The organism is Bartonella sp. AP40SXNS, assembly GCF_042195825.1.
GTDB lineage: Bacteria > Pseudomonadota > Alphaproteobacteria > Rhizobiales > Rhizobiaceae > Bartonella.
Genome location: NZ_JBHIPB010000005.1, coordinates 58,222 through 75,633, shown reverse-complemented (window position 1 = coordinate 75,633; position 17,412 = coordinate 58,222). Strand labels below are relative to the sequence as shown.

Genomic DNA, 17,412 nt, shown 5'->3' with positions numbered 1-17,412 from the left:
GACACCGAGAGCCTTACGCTTAATAAAAGTGCAAATGCATATTATCATTTATCCGTTCACAACATTGAGATAGCCCTTGAGATAATTCATAAAAGGGAGCTTTTTCCAACAGTTTTTCCCCACGCCAATCTCATTTGTGACGAGCAAAAGGGATGATTTTGATTAATTCAACCGCATGAATAATCTGTAAGAGACCCCTACCGTGAAAAAAGAAAGGCTTACAAACCAACACTCGTAGAAAACTCACCCTTTAGGATGGAGAAGAAGTCAATATAAGAGAAATTGAAATAAGAAAATCTTACAATATTCAGAGCGCTCTTTCAATGGACAAAATAATAATTTATCCGTTATAAATCAATGTACTAATCTAGAAAGAAACCTATCTCTAAAGTTATTTAGATATAACTTCATAAAACACAAGCCTAGAGATTACATCTTTGCTCCATTGCAATTGCAAATAAAAAAAATCATGATTTTATTTTCATTATCTTGCGCAATATATTCGTATAATATGGCGTTAAAAGGCTCTCCAGATTGTACAAGACAACCAACATCACAAATGTAATACTCTATTTTAAAACCTTACCTTGTATCATCCACATTGATAGATTCATCAAAATTTTTTAAAAAGCACAAGCATGAAAAAATAATTCATTCAATCTAACAGGAAAAATCCTTAATTAAACTGTAAGATCATTACCCACATGGGATAAAAATAAAATGAACCACCTATTATGAAACGCAAAAACAATTTTAAAAAACGACGAACCCTATAAATAGTAAGTACAATAAAATAGGCTATTCATACTCAAATTACATCGAACAAACCGTATTAAGATGTAAAAGCCAAACTTTGATAGAATATCCTATTAACGACAATATTTAGAAACAGCATCAATACATTGATTTATAATAATAATTCATTTCTATATGTTGAATGAAGGGATAGCTTCTCTTATTGTAAATCTGTGTACGTTAAAATAACTAAAATCATTTTCTTGCACATCACAAGAGAGATTAACGTGTAAATAAAAACACTAAAAAAAGCACTTTTTTAAGATTCTCACATACTGTAGCTTATCATCGGGTTTTGCATCAATTTATTTTTTTCAAATGATTTTTAAGGGGCTCTCAAAGGGTCTTCAAAGGCGGTTTTCTGGGATTTCACAGACTTTTTAAAAATCTTCAAAGGATTTTAAAAGATCTTTCAAAGCCTTTTATCATTTTTGCTCCAAAATTCCAAATTTCGTTATTTTTAGCTCTTTTTGGCAATTTCAAGTGTCAAAATCCATTTTGACAAAATACGCATTTAATGCTAAATTTTATACATAAAATAGTAAATTATCACGCATTCATAACTAATCCCACCTCTTCCCACTTACTGCGAAACTTACTGTCAAACTACACATACCAAAGGCTCTATTATAACATTGGAGGCTGAAAAAAGCATATGATGATACTGGCTTGCTCCTTCACAAGCATAAAGATGAGGGAGTTTAAATGAATGTTGGAATAGACTGAGAGATGTTTCTTTAAAAAAGCGCGTAAATGCGCAACTCTATTTGGGGCGCTCTATTCCACGTAATGAGTGTTCCTCTTATTAAAAAACAAGAGGAACCAAAGCATAAGGCAATGCGTCATCTTCATTATTTAAAAGACATTGCTTTAGATACTTTTGAAAAAGTAAAGCTAAATTAAAAAGGAGAGAGCAAGATGAGCCTTTTATTTTCATCTTTACGTCTTCCACCCAATTGAGCTGTCTCTTCGTTCGAGAAAACACCCAAACAAATCACAACCTTTCCCCAATACAGCAAACAAAATTCTCTAAATCCATAAATTAAAAGAAACTTGGTAGAAAGAATAAAGGCATAGCAGCCGAACTCTGTTAGGAATTCAAGCTGTAATCCCTGATCGCCACCCTATATCAGATAGGAGAATTTTCTCTTAGAAACTTACAATTGAAACCAGTATAATTTATACTATTCTACATCCGCAGCAATAATGGCTTTGGTAATTGAATCTGGGTCTGCAACAGGTTCACCACGTTTAATTTTATCAACATTTTCCATACCTTCAACAACCTGCCCCCATATGGAATATTGACGATCAAGCCACGGAGCATCTGCAAAACAAATAAAAAACTGAGAGTTAGCAGAATTTGGATTCTGACTACGCGCCATAGAAACTGTCCCACGCTTATGAGAAAGATTTGAAAACTCTGCTGTTAAATTTGGTTTTTCTGCCCCCCCCATACCAGCACGTGATAAATTGAATTTTTCACCATCCTTCTTTCCAAATTGCACATCTCCAGTCTGCGCCATAAAGCCATCAATAACGCGATGAAAAATAACATTATCATAAGCACCTTCACGGACAAGTTCTTTGATACGTGCAACATGACAAGGCGCTAAATCAGCAAAAAGCTCAATAACAACTCTGCCCTTTGTTGTTTCAAGAATTAAAGTATTTTCCGGATTTTTATCCTCAATCATATGAAAAGCTCCTTTGCTTCATCTATCAACTTGTAAAGTAGCAGCATTAATAACATCTGGATTTTCTACAGATCCATTATTACTTGTGGTACCTTTTTTAATTTTATCAACAACATCCATCCCCTTTATTACTTCCCCAACAACCGTATACTGACCATTTAAAAAAGCAGCATCATCAAAACAAATGAAGAACTGAGAATTCGCGGAATCTGGATCTTGTGAACGTGCCATCCCAACAGTACCACGCTTAAATGGCTGCTTTGAAAACTCAGCCGGTATATTGGGATAATTTGATCCCCCCATACCAACGCGTTTCAGATCAAAATCTCTACTGCCTTTTTTTCCAAATTCTACATCACCAGTTTGCGCCATAAAGCCAGGAATTACACGATGAAACACAACATTATTATAGGCCCCCTCCTCTGTTAGTTTTTTGATTTGCGCAACATGTTTTGGTGCCAAATCAGGACGCAGGCGAATAACAACATCACCGTTGTTGAGAGATAAAACAAGAAGGCTTGAATCACTCGCTGGACTAGAATTACCAGCGACAGCGGACAATGAAAAAAAACAAAATACACATATCAAAACAGCAAAAATTCTACGAAACACACTTATTCTCCTCTAAAGACTGGAATTTCGAGCGCAAAGCTTGTGCAACATTGGGCGGCACAAATGGTGTCACATCACCTCCCATAGAGGCAATTTGACGGACCAATGTAGACGTTATCGCACGCCCAGAAACACTTGCGGGCAAAAAAACAGTTTGCAATTCAGGAGCCAGAATGCCATTCATCCCTGCCATTTGCATTTCATAATCAAGATCAGTACCATCACGTAATCCGCGAACGAGAAATGAAGCACCAACTTCACGTGCCTTGTCAATGAGAAGGTTATTAAATGAAAGAACCTGCAATCGATTAGAATCTGCACCGAAAAAGTCTTTCCCTACTTGGGTAATAAAACCAACACGCTCTTCAAAGCTAAAGAGTGCTTTTTTGTCACCCTGTATACCTATAGCGACGACCACCTTATTAGCTAACACAAAACACCCTTTTAAAACATCAAGATGACCGTTTGTAAGAGGATCAAACGAACCTGCGTAAAGAGCAATTTTCATGATTTTACTCCTTCCTCTTAAAAATTACTTTTCTTCGCTCATATCAATCGTATCAGAATGCTTCTCACCTTCATCATCCAATGAACTCGTATCATCTTCAGGCTCAGAAATACGTTCAACCGATACGACTCTTTCACCTTTGGCTGTATTAAAAATTGTGACTCCCTTAGTTGAGCGCCCAGCAGTACGAATTCCCTCAACAGGGACACGAATAAGCTGCCCCCCATCTGACACCAACATAATTTGGTCTTGCGCCTTCACCGGAAAAGCCGCTACTAATTTACCAATTTCAGCTGTTTTAGATGGATCTGTTGCACGAATCCCTTTTCCACCACGTCCCGAAATCCGGAACTCATAGGAAGAAGAACGTTTACCATAACCAAATTCACTCACTGTTAAAAGCATTTGTTCACGTGCATGAAGTTCTGCATAACGTTCATCTGTTAACTCTGTTTCAACACCCCCATCTTCATCATCCAGAATGACAATATCTTCAACATCAGCATCTGCACCAGCAGCACGCCGCTCATTCATGACACGTTTAATATAAGCAGAACGTTCAATGGACGTTGCCTCGACATGCTCTAAAATTGTCATCGAAATGACTTTATCGCCTTTAGCCAAATTGATACCACGAACCCCCACAGAATTACGCCCCGCAAAGACACGCACATCAACAACTGGAAAACGGATACATTGTCCATTCGCTGTTGTTAGAACGACATCGTGATGTTCTGTACAAGTTTCAACAGAAAGAATTTCATCTTCCTCATCAAGTTTCATTGCAATTTTACCATTACGGTTAACCTGAACAAAATCTGACAACTTATTACGACGTACAGTTCCACGTGTTGTCGCAAACATGATATCCAATGCGCTCCAGCTTGCTTCATCTTCAGGCAAAGGCATAATTGTTGTAATGCGTTCACCTTGTTGTAAGGGAAGCATATTGATCAAAGCCCGCCCACGTGATTGCGGTGTACCTAGCGGTAAACGCCAAACTTTCTCCTTATAAACAATCCCACGTGATGAAAAGAAAAGAACCGGTGTATGCGTATTGGCGACAAACAACCGTGTTACAAAATCCTCATCCTTCGTGGACATACCAGAACGCCCTTTACCACCACGACGTTGCGCACGATAGGTATTAAGAGGTACGCGCTTAATATAGCCACTATGGCTCACCGTTACGACCATATCCTCTGGCGCGATCAGATCTTCACTCTCCATCTCAGCGCTACCAAAACCAAATACGGTACGTCGCGGTGTTGCAAATTCCTCACGCAGAGCACTCAACTCGTCCTTAACAATACCCATAATGCGTACGCGCGATGCTAAGATATCAAGATAATCAGCAATATCCACACCAATTTTATTCAATTCATCAGCGATTTCATCACGTCCAAGGGCTGTCAATCGTTGCAAACGCAATTCTAAAATAGCACGTGCCTGTTCTTCAGAGAGATTATAAGTATCATCCTCGTGGATAATATGACGAGGATCATCAATAAGTTTAATCAAAGGCGCGACATCCATCGCTGGCCAACGTCGTTCCATTAATTGTGTACGTGCTGTCTGTGGATCAGAAGCTTTGCGAATAAGCGCTATAATCTCATCAATATTGGCAACTGCAAGGGCAAGACCAACCAAAACATGGGCCCGCTCACGCGCTTTACGCAAAAGATATTTTGTTCGCCGACTGACAACTTCTTCCCGAAAAGAAACAAATGCACGAAGCATATCAAGCAACGTCATTTGTTCGGGTTTTCCCCCATTCAACGCAACCATATTACAACCAAAGGAAGTTTGCAGCGGCGTATAACGATATAATTGGTTTAAAACAACTTCCGCAACAACATCTTTTTTCAACTCAATAACAACGCGATATCCATCACGATCCGATTCGTCACGTAAATCAGAGATTCCCTCAATGCGTTTATCGCGCACCAATTCGGCCATTTTCTCAATCATTGTGGCCTTATTAACTTGATAAGGGATCTCACTCACAATAATTGCCTGCCGACCACTACGAATTTCTTCAATATCAACTTTAGCACGCATAATAATTGAACCCCGCCCTGTTTCATAAGCTGAACGGACACCAGAGTGGCCAAGGATAATACCCCCTGTAGGAAAATCCGGACCAGGAATAATTTCAATTATTTTATCGAGTGTGATATCAGGATTATCAATCAAAGCAATACAACCATCAACGACTTCACCAAGATTATGGGGAGGAATATTGGTTGCCATTCCCACAGCAATTCCCCCTGACCCATTGACCAAAAGATTAGGGAAACGTGCTGGCAAGACAACCGGTTCACGTTCACGCCCATCGTAATTATCCTGAAAATCAACAGTATCTTTATCAATATCAGCTAAAAGTTCTTCTGAAACTTTTTCTAAACGACACTCAGTATAGCGCATAGCTGCAGGTGGATCACCATCAACGGAACCAAAATTCCCCTGACCATCAATCAATGGATTTCTCAAAGAGAAGTCCTGCGCCATACGCACCAAAGCATCATAAATTGAAGCATCACCATGAGGATGGAATTTTCCCATAACCTCACCAACGACACCAGCAGATTTACGATACGGCTTATTGAAAGAAAGCCCCATCTCGTTCATAGCATGAAGGATACGTCGATGAACAGGCTTAAGACCATCACGAACATCGGGAAGTGCACGCGAAACAATCACGCTCATCGCATAATCGAGATAGGAGCGTTGCATTTCATCAATAATACTGATTGGTTCAATACCGGTCAGCACATCACGTTCTGGGTGTGGAGTAAGATCGGTCACAATTTCAAAACTTTCAAAAAAGAATCATTTCACTTTATTTATATCGGTTTATATCGAAAAATACACAAAAATGCTAATTTCTCTCCCATAACAAAAAAGAAATTTAACAATATTTTTCAAGATGTTATTAATTTCTATTAAAAATTACCAATAACAATGAATAGTTTTCACTTTGCTAAACTTCAAAAATCTAAAACAAACAAACCATAAAGCAATCATAATACTGCAACTTTAAAGCCTCTTAAAAAGGAACATCATCATCTAATTTGTGTGAAAAACTTTCTCCTAATTGGTTATTATTTTGACCAAAAGTATTTCTTTGATTTGAACTACTATTAGCAAAGTCACCACTGTAACTCCCCCCTTGACTTGCGACCTGCTCTCCACCCGCTGCTCCGCGCCCATCAAGCATTTGTAATTCACCACGGTATTTTTGCAAAACAACCTCTGTTGTATAACGGTCATTTCCATTTTGATCTTGCCATTTCCGTGTCTGCAACTGCCCCTCAATATAAATTTTGCTCCCCTTTTTTAAATATTGCTCTGCAACTTTGACAAGGTTTTCATTAAAAATAACAATACTATGCCACTCAGTGCGTTCTTTTCGCTCATTTGTATTCCGATCGCGCCAACTTTCTGAAGTAGCAATACGCAGATTTGCCACTTGATCACCAGAATTCAAACGGCGGATTTCAGGGTCCGCACCAAGATTACCAATTAAAATAACTTTATTAAGGCTACCAGCCATCGCATAAACTCCAAAATTTTAATTTGTAAAATACTCTGTTCTATAACAGTTATAACCATCTTGACCTTCAATTTACATATCGCAATTGACCATCAATATAGGTATTGCTATCCTTTACCAATATTGTATTCAGTGTAATTATAACAAAAGATGATAAAAACGCATAGTTTATTCCACCACGAGAGAATAAAAAGCTGCTTATTTGTATTTTTTTCACAAAACTTATACCTTCCTTTTGCATTAAAGCAGTTAAACACATTGTAATTCTAAAAAAACAGTTTTATTCCATTTTAGGTGCTCAATTTTTGCCACATATGCCAAGGATAAAGTATGACTCATCAAAAATATATCTCCATTCGCGGTGCACGTGAGCATAACCTTAAAAATATTGATCTCGATCTGCCTCGTGATAAACTCATTGTTATAACAGGACTTTCTGGATCAGGGAAATCATCCTTAGCGTTTGATACAATTTACGCTGAAGGACAACGTCGCTATGTCGAAAGCCTTTCAGCCTATGCACGCCAATTTTTGGAAGTCATGCAAAAACCCGATGTCGACCGCATAGACGGTCTCTCTCCCGCTATCTCCATTGAACAAAAAACAACCAGTCGCAATCCTCGTTCAACGGTAGGTACCGTTACTGAAATCCACGATTACATGCGTCTTCTCTTTGCCCGTATTGGCATTCCTCATTCTCCTGTGACAGGACTTCCTATTGAAAGCCAGACAGTAAGCCAAATGGTGGATCAAATTATGTCCTTACCAGAAGGAACGCGAATTTTTATTATGGCACCCTTGGTACGAGGACGAAAGGGAGAATATAAAAAAGAGCTAACAGAACTCTTAAAAAGAGGATTTCAACGCGCTAAAGTTGATGGCAAGTTTTATGAAATCCCTGACATTCCACCTCTTGATAAAAAGTATAAACATGACATCGACGTTGTGGTAGACCGCATTGTTGTACAAAAGGATATCACCTCTCGTTTAGCTGATAGTATAGAAACCTGTTTACAGCTAGCCAATGGACTTGCCATAGCTGAAATGGCAGATCACCCCTTGACACCAAAAGAAACGACAAAGGAATCTGCTCATAAATCAAAAAATGATACACACAAACGGCTCATTTTTTCAGAAAAGTTTTCTTGCCCTATATCTGGTTTCTCTATCCCTGAAATTGAACCACGCCTTTTTTCGTTCAATAATCCTTTTGGTGCCTGTCCTCTCTGCGATGGACTGGGCATAAAAAAAGCAATGGATCCACTGAAAATTGTGCCCAATAAAAATCTTACCCTCAAGAATGGCGCCATTGCCCCTTGGGCTAAATCAGATTCACTTTACTATAAACAAACCTTAGAAGCATTAGGAAAAGCTTACGGTTTCAAACTCACAGATCAATGGTATGAACTCTCTAATGAAGCACAACAGGCTATTCTTTACGGTACAAAAAGAGATGAAATTTCTTTTATCTATAAAAATAATTCTGGTTCGCATAAAACGACCCAACCTTTTGAAGGAATCATCCCTAATATGGAGAGACGCTGGAAAGAAACCGATTCTGCTTGGTCTCGAGAAGAAATCGAACGTTATATGTCTTCTTCGCCCTGTCCGGCTTGTCACGGTTATCGTTTAAAACCAGAGGCACTTGCTGTAAAAATCAACGGAATGCATATTGGGCAAATATCAGATCTTTCCATCTCACAAGCAGATGATTGGTTTGCCAATGTTCATCAATATCTCACAGAAAAACAACGTAATATCGCCGTACGTATTTTAAAAGAAATTCGTGAACGTTTGGCTTTTTTAAATCATGTAGGATTGGAATATCTTACCTTGTCTCGAAATTCAGGAACGCTTTCAGGGGGAGAAAGCCAACGTATTCGATTAGCATCTCAAATTGGTTCTGGTCTTACAGGCGTTCTTTATATTTTAGATGAACCATCTATCGGTTTACACCAACGCGATAATGAACGCCTTTTGGAAATGCTGCAGCATTTGCGCAATCTTGGCAATACAGTTATTGTCGTTGAACATGATGAAGATGCTATTCTCACGGCAGACTATGTTGTCGATATGGGGCCGTCCGCGGGCGTTCATGGTGGAAAAATCGTAGCGCAAGGAACACCGCAGGAAATTATAGAAAATTCAGCCTCTCTCACAGGCCAATACCTTTCAGGAAAAATGGCTGTTAAAATGCCGACAGAGCGACGCAAAATATCAAAAACGAAAACAATTAAAATCATCGGCGCCAAAGGCAATAACCTCAAAAATATCAATGCGAATATTCCTCTTGGAACCTTCACATGCATAACTGGTGTTTCTGGAGGAGGAAAATCAACATTTCTTATTGAAACGCTTTTCAAAGCAGCATCACATCATATCATGGGCTCTCATCACAGCCCTGCCAGCTATGACAAAATTGAAGGACTAGAATTTCTTGATAAAGTCATTGATATCAACCAGTCCCCTATTGGACGCACCCCACGCTCTAATCCCGCAACCTATACAGGTGCTTTTACACCGATTCGTGAGTGGTTTGCCGATCTTCCAGAATCAAAAGCCCGCGGTTACAAAGCTGGGCGTTTTTCATTTAATGTTAAAGGAGGACGGTGCGAAGCATGTCAAGGTGATGGAGTCATCAAAATTGAAATGCACTTTTTACCTGATGTCTATGTTACTTGCGATGTCTGTAAAGGAAAACGCTATAACCGAGAAACACTAGAAATAAAATTCAAAGGACAATCTATCGCAGATATTTTGGATATGACAATTGAAAAAGCAGAGGAATTTTTCCAAGCTGTTCCAGCCATTCATAATAAAATGGAAACTCTCATTAAAGTAGGATTGGGTTACATAAAAGTAGGACAGCAAGCAACCACACTTTCTGGTGGAGAAGCACAACGTGTAAAACTTGCGAAAGAGCTTTCACGTAAAACAACGGGACGTACACTCTATATTTTAGATGAACCTACAACAGGTTTACATTTTCATGATATTTCCAAACTTCTTGAAGTGCTTCACGAACTGGTCGAACAAGGCAACACAGTCATCGTCATTGAACATAACCTTGATGTTATAAAAACAGCCGACTGGATTATTGATTTAGGACCAGAAGGTGGAGATCGCGGTGGAGAAATCGTTGCAATTGGACGCCCTGAAGACATTATTAAAATTCCCGCTTCCTATACAGGAAAATTTCTAAAAGATGTTTTACTGCGCCCATCCCTCTATAATTCCAATTCTTAAAAATGCTTCCCCTTATAAAATACAGCATACGAACAAAGCCTGTACTTTTATTGTTACCTGTAAACCAACACCTAATTCCAGTGGTGCAACATGTTGGAAGCAAAGACTAAAAACAATTTAGCGCTTTATAAGCTGTTTTATTTTAGTTTTTGTATTGTCAAATAGCGGCAAACATATTGCATAGCTCTATTGGGTGTAATCTCTGAAACGAGAAGACAACCTAATTTTGAAAGGATATGAAGTTTTAAGGGTATAAACCAGTTTCCATCTTTACCCTCCCCTTTTAATTCATCTTTACGATTTTCAAAAACATCCACAGCAATATTTTAAAAAGAATGAAGATTGCGCATTGCTTCACGCTTTTGTTTATCGCATTCTTTAATGAGATCTCGCTCCTCACGAAAAACAAAACGCCCCAAATAGAATATATTTGCGTTGCCAATTCACACGTTTGTTTTAAAAAATATTTTTCAACACTCCCAAATCCAGTTCACGACATCACCTGAGAATGGTAAATTAATTATTATACACCACTATCTTTGCGCTTTTAAGCAAGTGCAAACTAACACCTTCATTTCCAATATTTGCGCTCTCCCCTAATCTCTAATATTGTAATAACCTTTGGTTATCGAGAGCTTTCATAAAAAGCATTTATATTCCTTTTTCAAATGTTTTTATCCACACACTCATATCTCTTGATATACAAGGATATAGCTTTGATGAGACGATCTAAAATGAGAAAATCTTACGCTATTAGAATTCCTCATGCCATATAGAAAACGTCTAATTATCCTTATAAGTCAATGCATTATCCCCCAAAAAGGAAGCAAACTCTCTTAATGATATTATTTTGATTCGCTTATAAGGATTATAAGTTTTTTCCAAAACAATAATTTTTCACTTTAATTTTACAAAAGAAGCGCCTCTCCAAGAATATATAGTATCATCATTTCCGACTTTTTGTGCACAAAGTATCTGTTGGACATCTTACAGTTGTCAATATAATGTGATGCAGTCTAAAAAGACAAAATAACGTTGGAGATAATTTCAGCATGAAAAAAATTGAAGCCATTATAAAACCTTTCAAACTTGATGAAGTGAAAGAAGCGCTTCAAAAAATTGGGTTACATGGTATTACAGTAACAGAAGCGAAAGGTTTTGGTCGTCAAAGGGAACATACAGAACTTTATCGTGGGACGAAATATGTTGTTGACTTTCTCCCTAAAGTAAAAATTGAAATTGTCGTATCCGATGACAAACTGGAACAAACTGTTGATGCAATACGTAAAGCAGCCCAAACTAAACATATAGGAGATGGAAAAATATTTGTCTTTTCCATTGATGATGCCATTCGTATAGGGACTGACGAAACTGGGATCGATGCCCTTTAATAGATAACGAAAAAATTAGTCTTTTTATCCACCTCAACGCCACATTAAGGAAATTGAATATGACAACCGCATCAGATATTATCAAACAGATTGCAGACAACGAAATCCGTTTTGTTGATTTACGTTTTACTGATCCACGAGGAAAATTGCATCACATCACAATGGATATCGCAGAAATCAGCGAGGATACTTTTAGTGATGGTGTTATGTTTGATGGCTCTTCAATTGCTGGTTGGAAAACAATTAATGAATCTGACATGGTTTTAATGCCAGATCCAGCAACAGCACATATTGATCCTTTTTTTGCTCAATCTACTTTGGTCATATTTTGTGACGTACTTGACCCTGTCTCTGGTGAATTTTATCGTAGAGATCCTCGTTCTATCGCCAAAAGGGCTGAGGTTTATATGAAATCTTTAAACATTGGAGATACAATCAATGTGGGTCCAGAAGCAGAGTTTTTTATCTTTGATGATGTGCGCTATAAAACGGACCCTTACAACACAGGGTTTAAACTCGATTCAAGTGAACTTCCCTCTAATGATGATACGGAATATGAAACAGGAAATCTAGGGCATCGCCCACGAATAAAGGGAGGCTACCTTCCTGTTCCGCCGATTGATTCTTGCCAAGATATGCGTTCTGAAATGCTCACAGCACTCAAAGATATGGGTGTACAGGTCGAAAAACACCATCACGAAGTAGCAGCGGGCCAACATGAATTGGGTATTCGTTTTGATACACTTGTTCGCGAGGCTGACAAGATGCAAATTTTTAAATATGTTGTACATCAAATAGCAAACAGTTATGGGAAAACAGCAACCTTCATGCCAAAACCAGTTTTTGGTGATAACGGCTCTGGAATGCATGTCCACATTTCCATTTGGAAAGATGGCAAACCCATTTTTGCAGGAAATGAATATGCTGGACTATCAGAAACCTGTCTGTTTTTTATCGGTGGTGTTATTAAGCACGCAAAAGCAATAAATGCTTTTACCAACCCATCCACAAACTCCTATAAACGTTTGGTTCCTGGTTATGAAGCTCCTGTTCTTCTTGCCTATTCAGCACGTAATCGTTCTGCATCTTGCCGTATTCCAATGAGCTCCTCACCAAATTCAAAACGCGTAGAAGTTCGTTTTCCAGACCCAACAGCAAATCCCTATTTGGCATTTGCAGCCCTTTTAATGGCTGGTCTTGACGGTATCAAAAACAAAATTCATCCCGGACACGCTATGGATAAAGATCTTTATGATCTTCCCTTAAAGGAACTTAAAGAAATCCCTACTGTTTCAGGAAGCCTGCGTGAAGCGCTTGAAGCACTTGACAAAGATCGTGGCTTTCTTAAAGCTGGCGACGTTTTTGATGATGATCAGATTAATTCCTTCATTCAAGTAAAGATGCAAGAAGTCTTGCGTTACGAAACAACACCCCATCCTGTTGAATTTGATATGTACTATTCTGTTTAAACAATTAATACGCATTCTTTTGATTTTAAAAATGGAGGCAAAAGCCTCCATTTTTGTGGATATTCGTCTCATGCAAAAGCGCAAGAGGCTTTTTGCTCATCCGCTTTTCCTTTATAATGCGTTGAATCTCTTCAAATGAATTAACAAAGGTTTCTAATGCCGCGAATTTGTTTTCTCGTTCCCGTTCTTTTATGCATTGTCTTTATCACATCAACAACTAAAGCACATACAATAACCAACCAAATGCTTACAACTCTTGAGAAAGCAACATCTGCTTATAGTAAAGCACTTAAAAATGCCGATGCAAATGCCATCTTAAATGCTATTCCTCCCCAAATCATCAACCGCTTAACCGCCAAAAAAAATCTTAATCAATCACAATTTCTACAAATTATGAAAAGCCAAATAGAACGGTTGGCAGAAAGTTACAAGATTGAAACAATCAACATTGATCAAAAACAAAAACGTGAAGGGACACTTGATAATGGCATTCCTTATTTTGTTATACCCGTGGAGCTTGTAACCGCAACAAATGCTGGAAAAAAATGCTCTATTCAAACTGAAATTATTGCCCTCCTTCACGATAATGAATGGTATTTTATCCGTGGTAATGACGAAGCAATCTTAAACATAACCAATGAAATATTTCCTGGACTTGAAAAAGTAAAAATCAATCCTCTCAAAATCACAAAAATAATGTAACAGCAAAAACAACACATTGATTTATAAATGAATTAGAAAGCTAAATATCGTAAGATTCTCTCATTTCAAATATGTGTATATTGAATCAATAAAGACCATTTCCTTGTGTGTCAAAAACGGGGCTAGCATATGAGTAAAAACTGTACAAGAAAGAACTAAAAATGCCTCTTATGAACCCTCTCAAATACCAAGGACTGTTCGCAACACCTACGAGCTGGTAAAGTGTATGATGGTACTGGCTTGCTTCTTCACAAGCGTAAAGATGGTGGTGTTCAATGGCTTTATCGTTATACCATTCATGGTTGTCACCGTGAAATGGGCTTGGGTACTCTTTGAGAGATGTTTCTTTAAAAAGCTCAAGGAAATAAAGAAATCTTATAAACATACTGTAGCAATTGTAACCGCAGCATTAAATTCAACTTTTTTATGAGCACGGCGTGCTATTGTTTCTTTATCCGTTCCCCATTGTTCCATCATCCAATCTTCATCTAAATGGGCAATAGACCATGCATGATCAGCATCAATCTTTCCCGCAGCAACAGCAAGAGCAATGAGAGCAGATCCTGTTAAGGTCGTCATCAGATGAAGTGCAGCAAGCATATAAGGAGATTCCACTCTACGTAAATAATTACTGACTGCTTGAAGCGTTTCTGGTGATTGTTCCACATGCATTAGCCCTTCTGTCAAATAAAATCGCGCACCCAATTTTTCTTCTGCCCAATCTAATAAAGGATCCCATTGTTCAGATTGTTTTTGCACCAACTCTTTAGGTGTCTGCGCACGATAAAAGATCATATCACATGCAACGAAACGCAATAAATCTTCAAACACAGCCTGCATATCATCAGCGATACCATCAATAACAGTATTAACCAAACGTGTCATCGGCATTTTTACCGGATCAACAACGTGCTGTTGACTCTCAAATTCTTGAGCAACGAATTCAGCAAATACTTGTGTTGGCACATGAAAATGACGCCTTGCGGGCGTTTTAACAGAACGTTCATCTAATAAGATAGTAAAACCTCTTTCCTCACAAGCAATTTTCACTTGTTTATAAAATCGTTTTGGGTGTGATTGGCATGAAAGATTTTGAGTCTGTTGAACAGAAATCTTTTTATTCAATGGCATATCAAAATGATCCAAAATCTCACGCATATTATTTACCTCTGATCTTTTTAAGAAAGAGACTATTTTTTCTAAGTTTTATATATTTTAATAAGATTTAATCCACCCTTCACACACCTCAAAGAAGGAAAAAGATTCTTGCCAACCTCAATCTGATTTAAGAGTTATATTTCATGTTTCTTTTACAAACAAGACAATGATGATTGCCTTTTATATATTTAATACAATCATAATAGTAAAACAATTTCTAAAAGTATTATCTTAATTAAGAAGTTAAATATATTGAGTTTTATGGCAAAGATGTTCACGCCTTACCAATTTGCTTATTATTCACCTACAATAGTATTATCAATATGAATAGATTCAAAAACGCTGATCATCTAAAAAATGATAGAACAGTGTGCTTTACACATCATCAACCTTTGCTTCACCATTCCAATAATTCTCTAACATATCCAATAAACACCCCCTGCATAGAATCTTTTCTCCCTAATAACTCCCCTAAATAACGATATTTTATGGCAATAGGGCAATGACAAGACAAAATTATAATCGTAAATTTTCTTTTACCTATACATATGTTTTCTAAAGCACTAAATTATTTAACTTATTTTTCTTAATATACTTCACATACTGCACTAGTTTAAATTTAATTGTATAATTATAGAGTGTAGAGGTCGTGAAACCTGAAAATAATACTTTAATACACTTGGCCCTGCAGAAACTAACTGTGCAGCTGTGGCTTAATAGTGGCTTGACAATCATAATCAAAATATTTTTTCCTCTGATTCAGAATCGCGTATTATCTTATACGCAACTCTTGAAGAAGCCTTTGATGAACTCGCTCAGAAAAAGGATGGTTATCTCCTAAGCTGTGCGGCTTACCCCGACTTGCATACATTTATATTCACCCGTTTAGGTGACATGCAATTATTTAATAGCTTTTCATGCCTACCCATTCTATGGTTTTAGCTAAACACAATAAGGCTGATGAAATTAAAATCGTAGCGACTCATCCTACTCCGCAATCTCTAGTGGCTCCTCAATATGACAAAATATTTGCCAACAGCAATGCTGATGCAGCCGTTCTTTGTAAGGCTGAAAAAGCCATGCTAGTATCACAACATCGGTTGCAGCAAACCGTTATAAGCTGAATATTATGAAAAATTTTGGACAAGTGCCAATGGCTTTCTTGCTCCATTCGCTAAAGTCAGCTCATTATAAAACAATCTGAAGCTCCTCTTTCTATTGTTAACTTGGTTGACAAATTCCGTATGCGTCAAGAACGAGATGGGAGCATTAAGGAACCAACTTCAGCAGATAGTAATATGATTAATGAATTGATCACTCTACTCAATCATCATGCAGATATAATTGACGGATTATCTCCGGAACTTTTGGTGACCACTTCTGATGATCTTCATCAGTGAATGCTCAGCGGTTTAACTACCCCTCCTAAACTTGATAACACCTTGACTGCTTTCAAAGCGCCATTAACAGATGCTCCCCTATTTTTCTTGGCTCCAATGCGTGCAACAAATGGTCCCGATCCAGAAGGATTCCGACTGGAATTAGACAGGATATCGTCATGAAACGGACTATCTTGCCGACGCCTCAAAATATACAAAGGATTATGTATCACCTTTTCAATGTATAAAAATGGGAAGAGCATCAAAAGGTTTTTTAGAAGGCAATTACATTGTTTTATTCCCAAAATCTGTGCAACTGCTAAAAAAATTGACAAACAAGCATTTGCTTTGTTTGTTCAGCAAACTCTTTGATATTTACAACAAGCAAACAATTGTGAAAGCTAAAAATTTACTCGGTCGAGATAGTAAATTCCTGTTCAGTCAATTGCATAGTCGTAACTTATCTAAAGAAGACATTTACGATGTTCACTGTTTATGGGGGTATTATCATGACTATGCACATCATACTGGACCGCAACCATTAAATAAGAATCTGTATATAAAATTAAATTGGTTTACAGATCTTCTAGAAGAAATTAAAGTTAACTTAGTTACAGTGCGTATTATGCTAGAAGACTGTTCAAAGTTTTGGAAAGAAATAACTGAATTTATCCTCTTAGAACGCATATTTCGTTATCCAAAAGATTCTGATCAGCATATGACATTCGATGCTGGTACAGGAATCTTGCTTTTTGAAATATTGATGTGAAACAAAGCATTGATTGAAACGGATCAAGGAGGTATCTTTAATTTGGAGCATCTCAAACAAGTAATAGCATTGATGATTGCAGCTATAAAGCACTTGAAGCATTAGATGATGATGCTTATTTGGCAGGAGC

15 protein-coding genes are annotated in these 17,412 nt (G+C 37.6%); 7 read left to right on the top strand and 8 right to left on the bottom strand.

Annotated features, from left to right (window positions below; all coding sequences use genetic code 11):
- Nucleotides 1-1,979: 1,979 nt before the first annotated feature.
- The 5 genes from ACFILZ_RS05135 to ssb form a co-directional block, all read right to left on the bottom strand.
- Nucleotides 1,980-2,492 (bottom strand): peptidylprolyl isomerase, encoded by a 513-nt coding sequence (locus ACFILZ_RS05135; RefSeq protein ID WP_375606665.1) that lies wholly within the window; start codon nt 2,490-2,492, stop codon nt 1,980-1,982.
- An 18-nt stretch (nt 2,493-2,510) separates the two neighbouring features.
- Entirely contained in the window at nt 2,511-3,104 is a 594-nt protein-coding gene (locus ACFILZ_RS05130) for a peptidylprolyl isomerase (protein WP_375610441.1), read from the bottom strand.
- A complete protein-coding gene (coaD, locus tag ACFILZ_RS05125; RefSeq protein ID WP_375606667.1) occupies nt 3,094-3,612 on the bottom strand; it encodes a pantetheine-phosphate adenylyltransferase in 519 nt (172 codons plus the stop codon). The genes ACFILZ_RS05130 and coaD overlap by 11 nt, the downstream gene beginning before the upstream one ends.
- Before the next feature lie 24 nt (nt 3,613-3,636).
- On the bottom strand, nt 3,637-6,420 hold the full coding sequence (gyrA, locus tag ACFILZ_RS05120; RefSeq protein WP_375610440.1) for a DNA gyrase subunit A: 2,784 nt from the start codon (nt 6,418-6,420) through the stop codon (nt 3,637-3,639).
- Between the two features lie 241 nt (nt 6,421-6,661).
- The gene (gene ssb, locus ACFILZ_RS05115) at nt 6,662-7,168 is read right to left on the bottom strand and encodes a single-stranded DNA-binding protein (RefSeq protein ID WP_375610439.1); all 507 of its coding nucleotides are present in this window, start codon (nt 7,166-7,168) and stop codon (nt 6,662-6,664) included.
- 330 nt (nt 7,169-7,498) lie between these two features.
- On the opposite strand from ssb, the gene uvrA reads away from it, so the two are divergent.
- Entirely contained in the window at nt 7,499-10,414 is a 2,916-nt protein-coding gene (gene uvrA / locus ACFILZ_RS05110; RefSeq protein ID WP_375610438.1) for an excinuclease ABC subunit UvrA, read from the top strand.
- Nucleotides 10,415-10,551: 137 nt separating this feature from the next.
- On the opposite strand, the gene ACFILZ_RS05105 is transcribed toward uvrA, so the two are convergent.
- Nucleotides 10,552-10,731, bottom strand: coding sequence for a hypothetical protein (locus tag ACFILZ_RS05105; RefSeq protein WP_375682351.1), 180 nt, complete (start codon nt 10,729-10,731; stop codon nt 10,552-10,554).
- 735 nt (nt 10,732-11,466) lie between these two features.
- On the opposite strand from ACFILZ_RS05105, the gene ACFILZ_RS05100 reads away from it, so the two are divergent.
- From ACFILZ_RS05100 to ACFILZ_RS05090, 3 genes are all read left to right on the top strand, one after another.
- Nucleotides 11,467-11,805: a P-II family nitrogen regulator gene (locus ACFILZ_RS05100; protein ID WP_375606671.1), complete on the top strand. Its 339-nt coding sequence runs from the start codon at nt 11,467-11,469 to the stop codon at nt 11,803-11,805.
- A 59-nt stretch (nt 11,806-11,864) separates the two neighbouring features.
- The gene (glnA, locus tag ACFILZ_RS05095) at nt 11,865-13,274 is read left to right on the top strand and encodes a type I glutamate--ammonia ligase (protein ID WP_375606672.1); all 1,410 of its coding nucleotides are present in this window, start codon (nt 11,865-11,867) and stop codon (nt 13,272-13,274) included.
- Nucleotides 13,275-13,430: 156 nt separating this feature from the next.
- Nucleotides 13,431-13,976 (top strand): hypothetical protein, encoded by a 546-nt coding sequence (locus ACFILZ_RS05090; protein ID WP_375610437.1) that lies wholly within the window; start codon nt 13,431-13,433, stop codon nt 13,974-13,976.
- A gap of 375 nt (nt 13,977-14,351) precedes the next feature.
- On the opposite strand, the gene ACFILZ_RS05085 is transcribed toward ACFILZ_RS05090, so the two are convergent.
- Nucleotides 14,352-15,134: an ATP12 family chaperone protein gene (locus ACFILZ_RS05085; protein ID WP_375608386.1), complete on the bottom strand. Its 783-nt coding sequence runs from the start codon at nt 15,132-15,134 to the stop codon at nt 14,352-14,354.
- Nucleotides 15,135-16,051: 917 nt separating this feature from the next.
- Here ACFILZ_RS05085 and ACFILZ_RS05080 point away from each other — a divergent pair.
- Entirely contained in the window at nt 16,052-16,258 is a 207-nt protein-coding gene (locus ACFILZ_RS05080; RefSeq protein ID WP_375610436.1) for a hypothetical protein, read from the top strand.
- 102 nt (nt 16,259-16,360) lie between these two features.
- Nucleotides 16,361-16,534 carry a hypothetical protein gene (locus ACFILZ_RS05075; protein ID WP_375682350.1) on the top strand — a complete coding sequence of 58 codons (174 nt, stop codon included), beginning with the start codon at nt 16,361-16,363 and terminating at the stop codon, nt 16,532-16,534.
- Here ACFILZ_RS05075 and ACFILZ_RS05070 read toward each other — a convergent pair.
- Entirely contained in the window at nt 16,528-16,722 is a 195-nt protein-coding gene (locus ACFILZ_RS05070) for a hypothetical protein (protein ID WP_375682349.1), read from the bottom strand. The genes ACFILZ_RS05075 and ACFILZ_RS05070 overlap by 7 nt on opposite strands.
- A 41-nt stretch (nt 16,723-16,763) precedes the next feature.
- On the opposite strand from ACFILZ_RS05070, the gene ACFILZ_RS05065 reads away from it, so the two are divergent.
- On the top strand, nt 16,764-17,282 hold the full coding sequence (locus tag ACFILZ_RS05065) for a hypothetical protein (RefSeq protein WP_375610435.1): 519 nt from the start codon (nt 16,764-16,766) through the stop codon (nt 17,280-17,282).
- Nucleotides 17,283-17,412: the final 130 nt, after the last annotated feature.

Excerpts from the sequence above, each read along its gene's own strand:
- coaD (WP_375606667.1), bottom strand. The coding sequence starts at position 3,612 with ATGAAAATTGCTCTTTACGCAGGTTCGTTTGATCCTCTTACAAACGGT.
- ACFILZ_RS05090 (WP_375610437.1), top strand. The coding sequence starts at position 13,431 with ATGCCGCGAATTTGTTTTCTCGTTCCCGTTCTTTTATGCATTGTCTTT.
- glnA (WP_375606672.1), top strand. The coding sequence starts at position 11,865 with ATGACAACCGCATCAGATATTATCAAACAGATTGCAGACAACGAAATC.
- ACFILZ_RS05080 (WP_375610436.1), top strand. The coding sequence starts at position 16,052 with ATGCCTACCCATTCTATGGTTTTAGCTAAACACAATAAGGCTGATGAA.
- ACFILZ_RS05100 (WP_375606671.1), top strand. The coding sequence starts at position 11,467 with ATGAAAAAAATTGAAGCCATTATAAAACCTTTCAAACTTGATGAAGTG.
- ACFILZ_RS05135 (WP_375606665.1), bottom strand. The coding sequence starts at position 2,492 with ATGATTGAGGATAAAAATCCGGAAAATACTTTAATTCTTGAAACAACA.
- uvrA (WP_375610438.1), top strand. The coding sequence starts at position 7,499 with ATGACTCATCAAAAATATATCTCCATTCGCGGTGCACGTGAGCATAAC.
- ACFILZ_RS05085 (WP_375608386.1), bottom strand. The coding sequence starts at position 15,134 with ATGCGTGAGATTTTGGATCATTTTGATATGCCATTGAATAAAAAGATT.
- ssb (WP_375610439.1), bottom strand. The coding sequence starts at position 7,168 with ATGGCTGGTAGCCTTAATAAAGTTATTTTAATTGGTAATCTTGGTGCG.
- ACFILZ_RS05065 (WP_375610435.1), top strand. The coding sequence starts at position 16,764 with ATGGGAAGAGCATCAAAAGGTTTTTTAGAAGGCAATTACATTGTTTTA.